We start from the raw sequence: 10,887 nt of genomic DNA on the forward strand, positions 1-10,887 counted from the left end.
GAATACCTGTCTTAGCTACGCTAGACACCCTTGGCCGCAAGGATTACAAATTAAGAAAAATTCCGCAAGTTTTTGTCTATTGAAAGAATAAATAATCTCCCAACTGCTATCTATTTAACATAATGGCGGTTATACGAAATAAAAAAACCTAGGCATTAGCCTAGGTCTTAAATTTTAAAAAACACATAAAAATTAAGGCTATAGTCTCAATTTTCAACTTCACATAACGTGTATTCTATTAATTTTAAGAACTCTTAATTATGCCTCTAAAATATCGATTAGCTGTTCCTTAGTTAAAGTATAAGGCTTACCAAGCTCTTGCCATTTAGCAATCATTCGTTCATATACATGAACTTTAGCTGAATGAGAGTTTCTGTTGCCTGCTTGGATCACATCAACATAGCGATTATCTTTTTCCAGAGCATCAACAAAACTCATAAACTCAGGCTCATTATTCCCATCAAAACCAGGGAACTTTACTTGAGTATCTGAAATACCACTTTTATCAGATAATCGACTGTAAGTATCACCAATTAGTTCATAGACCTGTAGGATATCTAAAACAAGGTCAGCATCTTCCGATGGTAAGTTTTCAGAGAAGTAATCAAAACTTTGAGAGTATAGCCACTCATGACCATCTCGTAGCTGTTCAGCTAACTTAAAGTGATAATCCGAATTATCCGTATTTAAATGACCTAAAATTTCATGCTGATTAGCTAGAAATAAACGCTCTTTATCTGTTAATTCAATTTTCATTTGTTCATCTTATAAAGTATTGGAACTCTATATATCTATTTATTATTTTATTTTTCAAGGTATTATCCCTATTAATTTCACTTAATTTATATTCCTTGTTTTAGCTTTCGAACAAATGGACATCCATCTCTACCATATCCTCCAAAATCAGGACGTTCAGGGAAAAACCATTGTTGACCATTCCAATCAACGTCATGAGTAGTAGGTTTTTGTGGATTGAATACAACTTTACATACTCCAAAAGGAGAGTTACTAGGATAAATATTCATAACAACGCAGTTACGATTACCTACCCTTATCCAATCATATGGTTTAATTTCTGGATGTTTCATGGCACTTTACCCCTTATTAGATACTTAATTTTAAAAATAATCTTTTAAATATTAAATATATATGAAAAAATGCTTTACTATTTAGTATATGCTATCTAGTATATTAATTAGATACCGCTTCGCCTCTGTCAACATTCTTGACATATATATATCGAGTTATCGATATATTGCCTACTAAGCGGTTTTTTTTCGTCTGGAGAAAAGTTCCTTGTTGATCCCATACAACAAAAGCTATCTAACATTAGATCAACAAATTGAAAAACTTAAAGTCAATGGACTGATCATTCATAATGAAAATTACGCTAAAAAATGTTTAATCAGTTACAACTATTATCGACTTAGTGCTTATTGGCATTTATTCAGACAACGAGATCCAAATGATAGTACTAAAAAGTTAGGTAAATTCGAATCAGGTCATACTTTTGAAGAAGTTATACAAATTTATGAGTTCGACTATCAATTACGTAAACTAATTTTTGAAGCAATTACTGATATAGAAACATTTCTAAGAACTCAGGTCGCCTACCATATACCGGGTATCAACAATGATGCATTCGCTATGTATGATCAATCACTGTTCTACATGCGATCACGTAGAAATTTGAAAGGTATCGACTATCAGGGGTTGATGAAAGGTATCAACACTGAAATATCCCGTGCTAAAGGCGAAGACTTTATTAGTCACTTTAAGAATACTTATAATGATACTTATGATGACCACCCAAAACTACCATTTTGGGTGCTAACTGAAATTGTGAGTTTCGGCACTTTAAGAAAAATTTACAAACACCTTAAATCATCACATAAGCATTTAATAAGTGATAGTTTCAATATTGGTACGACATCATCAAGTTCACCATCTCCATACATTCATATAGATAAGGAAAACTTAAACAGTCATTTATTCTTAATTAATAAATATCGTAATGTTTGTGCTCATCATGGCAGGCTTTGGAATAGAAAAGTTAAGGATGTACTTACTGCTGATGCTGCTACAGAACTACAAATATCTGACCATACAAATGGTGGGCTGTATGCCCTAATTATTGTCATTGCTAGATTACTAGAGCCTACAGGTCACGCTAAAGATTGGAAAGATTCAATATATTGTCTTTTAGAAAAAAACTTTCCGTTAGGAGATATCACAAAGTTTACAACACTCCCCTTGGACTGGCATAAGCATCCAATTTGGAAATAACCAAACCCCGATAAATATCAGTTTTTTTATTAATATGCTTTACATTTTTTGAGATTATTTAACATAAAATCTCTTATACGAGACTCCAGGTCTGGTGGCTTACTCTCAAGCGAGAAAGATTTTTTCTAAATCTAAAACTACTCGATCAATGATCAATTAAAGCCTGATAGTTATTTTTGTCGGCCAAAATAAACTCCGAAGGACAAGATGAGACATTGAGCGTATGCGAATTGTGTAGGTATTGGGGTAGTACAGCTTGCATGTACTAGTACAATACACATCTTGCCTCATCGTACAAATTCCAGTTTGCGTATATTTGCCTTAATTTGATACATACCACACACTAGGATTTGCCTTTATTTGATCTTATTTGCTGATTTTTGCTTTTAGTTGCGCTTTTTTGATAAAACCATTTGCTTTAATTTGATGAAATTTGCTCTTTTTTGATAAAAAAACACCAAAATAAATGCAATTTAAGCTCTTATAAGCTTATTTAGGGTTCAATCGTCTCCATTCAGCCATTAAAGCTGCTTCTTCCTGCTCCAAAGTCGTTTCACCATTCAAAATACGTTGGTGTCTTGCATCTTCATAAGGTTTGCAAGCATCAATGACTTCTTGAGAAAATTCGTGATCTACGATTCCCTTTGAGCTTCTAAAAATCTCTTTTAACCGCTCTTTTTCTGCTTCATTCATAAATACAGATCCTCTTTGTTTGGTGCTTACTTAAATAACTCGCTATGCGTTCCAGTACGCACAAAAACCACCATCTCGAACTTAGAGATTGGTTCAATACGATAGATCAGCAGAAAATCACCACCGACATGCAGTTCACGGCAGTTTTTCCATTGATTACCACTGAGTGCATGATCAACCCATTCAGCACCTAAAGGCTCATCATTAGCAATAATCAGCATCATGACCTGTTTAAGCTTTCTCATGTCATAACGACCACTACGAGAAAGCCTTTGCCAGTCTGCTAAAAACTCTTTGGTATAATCCGATGATCGAGGTAAAACGGCCCGTTTATCTTTAGCTGTTTTTTTCGAGGTCATTAAACAAGTCTTCTACAGTTTCAAAACGGGCTTTCTTGGCTTGAATGAGCGCATCAGCTTCATTCATAGCAGCTACAGTTGTGGTATTGGGTACACGTACATCAAATGGAATCGCCTGTTCCGCTACTACACGAGTCAGAAAGATTCGTACAGCATCAGACACAGACATACCCATTGATTTCAAAGCTTGTTGCGCCTGTAGCTTTGTTTCATCATCAATTCGAACGTGTAGCATTGAGGTTTGAGAAGTCATATCTTCACCTGAATGTTATGTAACTCAATTGAGATACATAGTAGCATATTCAGGCCTGAATATTTCAAATAAAAGGATATTTCGATTTATTGATCAAACAGAAAAATTAGGCCAATAAAAAAATATCGCATTTAAACGCTCTATTTTCACCATAGAGAGGCGATCTCAAACTTAAACATAATAATCTACCTAAAAACAAAAAAGTCTCTCTAAGCTCAAATAGAAGCAAATGACACAACACTAATAAACCACTAGAAAACATTAACCAAGCGAGTGTCTACGAGCGACATCACCAAAATTCGCACCTCGACTTTCTGAAAAACAGCTTTTTAGGCTGTGAAGCCTAAATAAGCGTTAATCACATGTAGAAATTTGAGTCTAGATCGAGCGTAGCGAGTAAAAAAGCTTTATGAGCGAAGCGAATTCATCGTGCTTTTGCTTTTTATTGAAGTCACAACGAGATGAGCCAAAAAATTGCCCCGACGAATCGAGCGAAAGCGAGATTCAATAGAGTTTGAGCGTAGCGAAAACCAAGGGCAATTTTTCATTCCCCAGGCTTTTAATTATTTTTAAAGTTTTTAAATGTTTTTAACTCTAATGAATTCTTTTATTTATAAGGCTTTCAAACTTTATATAGCAACGTTTCCTCGGTTATATAGCAACGTTTCCTCGGTTATATAGCAACGTTTCCTCGGTATTTGACAACAAATATTTATTATGTTGTTATAGCAACATAATAAAATTGTTGCTAAATAGAATGACATGACAGACTTAGTCGTAAAATCTAATAAACTTGTACAAGCTTTACAGACACTTACTTTAAGCGAAACCCGCTTACTTCAGCTCGCAATTGTAGACGCTCGTGAGACTGGACAAGGATTATCAACAGATGAACCTTTAGAATTAAATGCTCTTAGATATGCTAAAGCATTTAACGTTTCTCCAGATGCAGCTTATTTAGCATTAATTGAAGCAGAAGATTCTCTTTTTAAAAGACAATTTACTATTACCAATGAAGATGGAACTTTAACAAAAAGTCGCTGGATTCAAGATGCTAATTATCGGAAAGGTGAAGGAAGAATTTTAGTTACCTTAACTCGTGTGGTAATTGAACATGTCACTAAAATAGATGGGTTTGAACAGTACTTTACTAGTTATCATTTGAAAAAAACTGCTGACTTCAAAAGCGTCTATGCAGTACGTCTTTATGAACTCTTAATGCAATGGAAGTCTGTAGGGAAAACGCCTGTTTATGAATTAAATAAATTTCGTAGCCAACTTGGTATAGGTGTTAACGAATACATTCGAATGGAAGCATTTAAGAGACGTGTTTTAGATATTGCAGTAGATCAAATCAACGAACTTTCAGATATAACTGTTAAATACGAACAGCATAAAAAGGGTCGTTCAATCTCAGGATTTTCTTTTAGCTTTAAGCCAAAGAAAGCAACTATTCGATTTATAGAAACTAATAGAGATCCTAATACAACTGATCTATTCTCTAGAATGACAGATAAGCAACGCCACTTATTCGCTACTAAACTTTCCGAACTACCAGAAATGGGGAAGTATTCTCAGGGGACAGAAAGCTACCCACAATTCGCTATACGTATTGCTGAAATGCTTCAAGATAGTGAAAAATTCCAAGAATTACTCCCTTATCTTCAAAAAGTTGGTTTCCAATCTGCCTAAAATTTAAACTTGATCATTTGCCTATTAGACAGTCTAATAGGCAATAACATTTTACAAGTTTAGGCATAGGTTTGCAGGATGAAAACCCTTACAGTTCTTGAACTTTCCAAGCTCTACAACATCAATAGACAAACGATTTACAACAACATAAAGAAAGGAATTTTAAGTAAAAATTCTGAGAATAAGATTGATCTAGCGGAAGCAATCCGTGTTTTTGGGGAACCCGTCAAAAAACAGGATGTAAAAGAATCTGTAAAAGTAGACAGTCAAAATTCGGCAGAAGTTTTACTGCTTAGACAGCAGATAGACATGTTGAAAAATCAGCTTGATGATGCCAAAGATCGGGAATCTTTCTATCAAAACCAAATTGAAACGATGCAACGCCTATTAGAAGCCCCAAAACCTAATATGACTACGTTTACCGATCAAGAATTAGTGCAACCCAGCATAGTCAAACCAGATCCCGAACCTGACACAGCAGAAGCTAAACATGACGGATTGACTACTCTGGAGCAGAGGAAAAATAAGCGGATTCCAGTGCCGGAGCACATTGAACAGGAGCCGGAGAAAAGGGGCTTTTGGAGCCGTTTTTTTAGACCCTATGATTAACCACGATTGTTTAACTAATATGAACAAAGTCGTGAAACATTGGTCAAAGAATAGGCGTGGAACGTGAAAAATCATAAAAAAAACCCAAACAGTGATGTTTGGGCTATAAACTTTGAAATAAGTATTTGAATTTCAAAATAAATTATAACGCATTTCGTATAAGGTGTATTATGTTAATTTTAGAAATTCTAAATTTTTGAATATAATTTGAGATTACTTTAAATCATTTAAAATCTTGCTTTTAAGGATAATTTATCAAATATATTCCTTATCCCTTATTCAGGTTAAAATATTTTATAAAGTTTTGTAGGAACATGATTAAATGCCGAATGATAATGAAATAACTCGTTCATTAAAACGTTCAGTAACAGCACATGATGTAGCAAAAGTTGCAGGCGTTTCACAATCGGCTGTATCTCGTCACTTTACACCGGGTGCAAGTATTTCTGAAAAAACACGTAAAAAGATTATTGAAGCAGCTGAACAATTAGGCTATCGACCAAACTTGATAGCTCGCTCACTGATAACAAAAAAATCAACTCTTATAGGAATAGTACTTCCTCTCAATACAAATCCTTATTATCAATCTATATTAGAAGAGCTGTCACAGGAACTCTCAAGCAATGGCTATCGTATTTTACTTTTTACTAATGAAACAGGCCAAAATTCTGACCTTTTAATGGAAGAAATATTACATTATCCATTAGCTGGGCTTATTCTTATTGCCGTCAATTTATCATCTCATATCGCAGATGAATGTAAGCAAAACCATCTGCCAGTTGTAATGATGACGAGAAAAACAGAATCTAAAGAAATTTCGAGTGTAACGGGAAATAATATTTTGGGTGTGCAGAAAATTGTTGATTTTTTGCTGGCTGGTAAACATCAAAATTTTGCTTATATCGCAGGAGAAAATAATTCATCAACGAATCGAGATCGTGAAAATACTTATTTTTCATACTTAGCCCACCACGGTATATATGATGTTCAAAAAGCTATAGGGAACTATACGTATGAAAATGCACGACAAGCAACACGTGAACTTCTGAATTTAACCAAACAACCAGATGCTATTTTTTGTGCAAATGACCACATGGCTTTATGTGCTATTGAAGTAGCACGTAATGAATTTTCATTACAACCTGGCAAAGATATTTCAATCATTGGTTTCGATGATAATTACCTTGCAGGTTGGGATTCATTTCAATTAACCACATTTTCGCAACCCTCAAAACAAATGGTTGACCAAGCCATTCAAATATTATTAGAACAAATTGAAAATGAAAATTCACTTCCTAAACATATTGTTGTTGAAGGAGAATTAATTGTTCGTCAATCTTCAAAACTTCCTAAAGTAGTATTTGATTATAAATAAAAACATAAAATACAATTACTTATTATTTTTTAATTCTTTCTTTTTTGTTAAAAATATTTTTTAAATAATTATTGCATACGTATGCAAAAAGTATTATTTTAAATCTAAGTTAAATTTTTATTTTTTAAGAGAGAATCCGACATGGCAGTTTGGTTAAAACAAGGAGCAGCACCTGAAGTTGTAAAAAATGCTCAAATTCAGGTTCGTGAAACAGTTGAAAATATTCTTTCTGATATTGAAGCACGTGGTGATGCAGCGATCAGAGAATTGTCATTCAAATTTGATAAAGTAGAACGTGATAACTTTAGATTGAGTGAACAAGAAATTGAAGCATGTTTATCTCAGTTGACTAAACGTAATTTAACAGATATTCGTTTTGCACAAACGCAAGTTGAAAATTTTGCACGTCATCAACGTAATAGCATTAAAGATATCGAAGTTGAAACTCTGCCAGGTGTCATTCTTGGTCATAAAAATATTCCAGTAAGTGCTGCGGGTTGTTATGTGCCAGGTGGAAAATATCCTCTTTTAGCATCAGCACATATGTCAGTAATTACAGCTCGTGTTGCTGGTGTTCCTCGGATTATCACATGTGCACCACCTTTCCATGGTAAACCAGCTCCCGCTATTGTTGCGGCACAACATTTAGCAGGCGCTAATGAAATTTATTGTTTAGGTGGTGTACAAGCGATTGGAGCCATGGCTATTGGTACTGAGAGCATCGCACCAGTTGATATTTTAGTTGGGCCAGGAAATGCATTTGTTGCAGAGGCTAAACGTCAACTATTTGGTCGTGTAGGTATTGATCTATTTGCTGGGCCGACAGAAACATTAGTTATTGCTGATGAAACTGTAGATGGTGAATTATGTGCGACTGATTTATTAGGCCAAGCAGAGCATGGACCAGACTCTCCTGCAATTTTACTCACGACATCAATGGCTCTTGCAAAAGAAACAATGCAAGAAGTAGAACGCTTACTTAATATTTTACCCACTGCTGCAATTGCTCGTCAGGCTTGGGAGAAATTTGGTGAAGTTATTGTTGCTGATTCAGATGAAGAAATGCTTGAGATTGCCGATAAACTTGCTTTTGAGCATGTACAGGTGATGACGCATAATCCAGATTATTTCTTGAATAATTTACAAAATTTTGGCGCACTATTTATCGGCCCTCGTACCAATGTTGCCTACGGTGATAAAGTTATTGGTACTAATCATACTTTACCGACTAAAAAAGCGGCTCGTTATACGGGTGGTCTATGGGTAGGTAAATTTATTAAAACCTGTACTTACCAGAAAGTACTTACAGATGAGGCATCTTCTCTCATTGGTGAATACTGTTCACGTTTATGTGACCTAGAAGGATTTTCCGGTCATGGTGAACAAGCCAATATCCGTGTACGTCGATATGGTCATAAAGATGTTCCTTATGCAGGTGTTGCTGAATAATGACTTAAAGATTGCTCAATAATGAGTATAAAAAATCACATAACTTTAATAAACAAAAGGCAGGGAAACGCCAAATCTTAAACATGGATGGTTGAAAGTTCCCTGCTCTAATGAGAGGATTCTCATGAGCGTTTTTATTGCATTAGCTGCATTATTCGTTTTAATGATTGCTGCATATCGGGGCTATAGTGTAATTCTAGTCGCCCCTTTAGCTGCATTAGGCGCTGTTTTACTGACTGATCCTAGCGCAGTTGCTCCCGCGTTTACCAACCTCTTTATGGATAAAATGGTTGGATTCATAAAATTGTATTTCCCAGTTTTCTTATTAGGTGCAATTTTCGGTAAGCTTATTGAACTATCCGGTTATTCGCGTTCAATAGTTGGCGCTATTATCAAAATTTTGGGTGAAAAGCGTGCTATTCCCATCATTATTACAATTTGTGGTTTATTAACATATGGTGGAGTATCACTCTTTGTTGTCGTTTTTGCAGTTTATCCTTTTGCTGCTGAAATGTTTAGACAGAGTAATATTCCTAAACGTTTAATGCCTGCAACAATAGCATTAGGAGCATTTACGTTTACTATGGATGCGATGCCTGGATCGCCACAAATTCAAAATATTATTCCAACCACATTTTTTAATACAACGAGTTGGGCAGCACCCACTCTAGGGATCATTGGCTCACTTTTTATTGTTATTACTGGCATTATCTATTTAGAAAGCCGAAGAAAAAAAGCACAACTAGCTGGTGAAGGTTATGGAGATAATCCACGTAATGAACCACAAACGCCAGCAGATATTAAGTTAGTTCACCCACTAATTGCACTGTCACCTTTGCTATTAGTAGGACTTGTAAATTTATTATTAACGCATTATATACCTCATTGGTATCCATCTTTATTTGAACTGCAACTTGCTGGAATGAAAGACGTTGTTCCCGTAGAAATTAAGAAAATTACCGCCATTTGGGCCGTATTAGGTGCTTTATGTAGCGGTATTTTGTGTATCTTAATTTTTAGTTTCAAAACCATCTTTATTGAATTTGCTGACGGAACGAAAAGTGCAATCAGTGGAGCTATACTTGCTGCAATGAATACTGGTTCTGAATATGGTTTTGGTGCAATTATTGCAGCTTTACCAGGTTTCGTGATAGTTGCAGGTTCTTTGCAAGGGATTAGTAATCCTTTATTAAATGAAGCAATTACAATTAACATTTTAGCCGGTATAACAGGATCTTCATCAGGTGGGATGAGTATTGCGCTAGGTGCAATGGCTGACCAATTTGTAGCTGCAGCAAATTCTGCTGGTATACCTTTAGAAGTTTTACACCGTGTCGCCTCTATGGCTGCTGGTGGTATGGATACTCTTCCACATAATGGCGCTATTATTACATTACTAACCGTCACGGGTTTAACACACCGTGAAGCCTATAAAGATATTTTCAGTATTACAATCATTAAAATTGCAGCATCATTCTTAATTATTGGTGTTTTCTATATGACTGGCTGGGTTTAGTAAAAAAGCTGTGAGAAATAAACTTGGTAATTATATTAATGGTAAATACATTGTGAAAATTTGATAGATTAAGACTATCTATTTAACATAATGGGCGTTATACGAAACGCATATTTTAAATATATAAAAATCATACACTTGTGTTATAGTGGTGATGCTCGACGATGTCGAAAAGCTGACTTGGAAACAAGTCGGCTTTTTTATGAGCAGTTTTGATATATTCCGCCAATAAAAATTGGCTAAATTTTGCAAAATTTACAATTTTGTATTAACATTTTTATATTAACAAAAAGCGATGCAACTATGGAAATTGAGTTTTCATGGGATGAGCATAAAGCAGAAACAAACCTCAAAAAACATGGTGTAGCTTTTGAAGATGCGACATTGGTTTTTTACGATGCTCATGCCTTATATAAACAGGATCGCTTTGAAAATGGTGAATATCGTTGGCAAGCGATAGGTATGGTACATGGGCAAGCTGTTTTATTGGTGGCCCACACAGTACAAGACCATAATGGGATGGATCATAGAGATGGATCCGTAAATTTGAACAACTCCTATAAGTGATATTCTGCTCCTCAAATGATGTTATAAACATCAATATATGGAGTATTTTATGGCACGTAGACCAAGAAGAAATCATTCAAATGATTTT

At 35.0% G+C, this 10,887-nt stretch carries 12 protein-coding genes; 7 read left to right on the plus strand and 5 right to left on the minus strand.

What is annotated here, in order from left to right:
- Positions 1–258: 258 nt before the first annotated feature.
- Both HYI04_RS16135 and HYI04_RS16140 read right to left on the minus strand, forming a co-directional pair.
- The gene (locus tag HYI04_RS16135; RefSeq protein WP_018680090.1) at positions 259–756 is read right to left on the minus strand and encodes a YfbU family protein; all 498 of its coding nucleotides are present in this window, start codon (positions 754–756) and stop codon (positions 259–261) included.
- 86 nt (positions 757–842) lie between these two features.
- A complete protein-coding gene (locus HYI04_RS16140) occupies positions 843–1,088 on the minus strand; it encodes a hypothetical protein (protein ID WP_018680089.1) in 246 nt (81 codons plus the stop codon).
- Between the two features lie 208 nt (positions 1,089–1,296).
- On the opposite strand from HYI04_RS16140, the gene HYI04_RS16145 reads away from it, so the two are divergent.
- Positions 1,297–2,286 carry an Abi family protein gene (locus tag HYI04_RS16145; RefSeq protein ID WP_018680088.1) on the plus strand — a complete coding sequence of 330 codons (990 nt, stop codon included), beginning with the start codon at positions 1,297–1,299 and terminating at the stop codon, positions 2,284–2,286.
- 489 nt (positions 2,287–2,775) lie between these two features.
- Here HYI04_RS16145 and HYI04_RS16150 read toward each other — a convergent pair whose 3' ends face one another.
- Genes HYI04_RS16150 through HYI04_RS16160 form a run of 3 tightly spaced genes read right to left on the minus strand, consistent with a single transcriptional unit; the run spans position 2,776 to position 3,591 of the window.
- A complete protein-coding gene (locus tag HYI04_RS16150; protein WP_005105747.1) occupies positions 2,776–2,979 on the minus strand; it encodes a hypothetical protein in 204 nt (67 codons plus the stop codon).
- 26 nt (positions 2,980–3,005) lie between these two features.
- Positions 3,006–3,338 (minus strand): type II toxin-antitoxin system YafQ family toxin, encoded by a 333-nt coding sequence (locus HYI04_RS16155; RefSeq protein WP_005105749.1) that lies wholly within the window; start codon positions 3,336–3,338, stop codon positions 3,006–3,008.
- On the minus strand, positions 3,316–3,591 hold the full coding sequence (locus HYI04_RS16160) for a type II toxin-antitoxin system RelB/DinJ family antitoxin (RefSeq protein ID WP_004676369.1): 276 nt from the start codon (positions 3,589–3,591) through the stop codon (positions 3,316–3,318). Before HYI04_RS16160 ends, HYI04_RS16155 begins: the two co-directional genes overlap by 23 nt.
- A 762-nt stretch (positions 3,592–4,353) precedes the next feature.
- Here HYI04_RS16160 and repM point away from each other — a divergent pair.
- From repM to HYI04_RS16190, 6 genes are all read left to right on the plus strand, one after another.
- Positions 4,354–5,283: a replication initiation protein RepM gene (repM, locus tag HYI04_RS16165; RefSeq protein ID WP_094148990.1), complete on the plus strand. Its 930-nt coding sequence runs from the start codon at positions 4,354–4,356 to the stop codon at positions 5,281–5,283.
- A 78-nt stretch (positions 5,284–5,361) separates the two neighbouring features.
- Positions 5,362–5,892, plus strand: a complete 531-nt coding sequence (locus tag HYI04_RS16170) for a plasmid replication DNA-binding protein (RefSeq protein WP_178896384.1) — start codon at positions 5,362–5,364, stop codon at positions 5,890–5,892.
- 322 nt (positions 5,893–6,214) lie between these two features.
- Positions 6,215–7,267 carry a LacI family DNA-binding transcriptional regulator gene (locus HYI04_RS16175; RefSeq protein WP_140975749.1) on the plus strand — a complete coding sequence of 351 codons (1,053 nt, stop codon included), beginning with the start codon at positions 6,215–6,217 and terminating at the stop codon, positions 7,265–7,267.
- Between the two features lie 141 nt (positions 7,268–7,408).
- Positions 7,409–8,716: a histidinol dehydrogenase gene (gene hisD / locus HYI04_RS16180; protein WP_140975750.1), complete on the plus strand. Its 1,308-nt coding sequence runs from the start codon at positions 7,409–7,411 to the stop codon at positions 8,714–8,716.
- Between the two features lie 124 nt (positions 8,717–8,840).
- Entirely contained in the window at positions 8,841–10,232 is a 1,392-nt protein-coding gene (locus tag HYI04_RS16185) for a GntP family permease (RefSeq protein ID WP_178896385.1), read from the plus strand.
- 303 nt (positions 10,233–10,535) lie between these two features.
- Positions 10,536–10,799: a BrnT family toxin gene (locus HYI04_RS16190; RefSeq protein ID WP_178896386.1), complete on the plus strand. Its 264-nt coding sequence runs from the start codon at positions 10,536–10,538 to the stop codon at positions 10,797–10,799.
- Positions 10,800–10,887 lie beyond the last annotated feature (88 nt).

Origin of the sequence: Acinetobacter sp. SwsAc2 (assembly GCF_013391465.1) — a bacterium.
Classification (GTDB): Bacteria; Pseudomonadota; Gammaproteobacteria; order Pseudomonadales; family Moraxellaceae; genus Acinetobacter; species Acinetobacter johnsonii.

Bases quoted from the DNA above. Each gene is read 5' to 3' on its own strand.
- HYI04_RS16135 (WP_018680090.1), bottom strand. From the start codon at position 756: ATGAAAATTGAATTAACAGATAAAGAGCGTTTATTTCTAGCTAATCAG.
- HYI04_RS16140 (WP_018680089.1), bottom strand. From the start codon at position 1,088: ATGAAACATCCAGAAATTAAACCATATGATTGGATAAGGGTAGGTAAT.
- HYI04_RS16150 (WP_005105747.1), bottom strand. From the start codon at position 2,979: ATGAATGAAGCAGAAAAAGAGCGGTTAAAAGAGATTTTTAGAAGCTCA.
- HYI04_RS16155 (WP_005105749.1), bottom strand. From the start codon at position 3,338: ATGACCTCGAAAAAAACAGCTAAAGATAAACGGGCCGTTTTACCTCGA.
- HYI04_RS16160 (WP_004676369.1), bottom strand. From the start codon at position 3,591: ATGACTTCTCAAACCTCAATGCTACACGTTCGAATTGATGATGAAACA.
- repM (WP_094148990.1), top strand. From the start codon at position 4,354: ATGACAGACTTAGTCGTAAAATCTAATAAACTTGTACAAGCTTTACAG.
- HYI04_RS16170 (WP_178896384.1), top strand. From the start codon at position 5,362: ATGAAAACCCTTACAGTTCTTGAACTTTCCAAGCTCTACAACATCAAT.
- HYI04_RS16175 (WP_140975749.1), top strand. From the start codon at position 6,215: ATGCCGAATGATAATGAAATAACTCGTTCATTAAAACGTTCAGTAACA.
- hisD (WP_140975750.1), top strand. From the start codon at position 7,409: ATGGCAGTTTGGTTAAAACAAGGAGCAGCACCTGAAGTTGTAAAAAAT.
- HYI04_RS16185 (WP_178896385.1), top strand. From the start codon at position 8,841: ATGAGCGTTTTTATTGCATTAGCTGCATTATTCGTTTTAATGATTGCT.
- HYI04_RS16190 (WP_178896386.1), top strand. From the start codon at position 10,536: ATGGAAATTGAGTTTTCATGGGATGAGCATAAAGCAGAAACAAACCTC.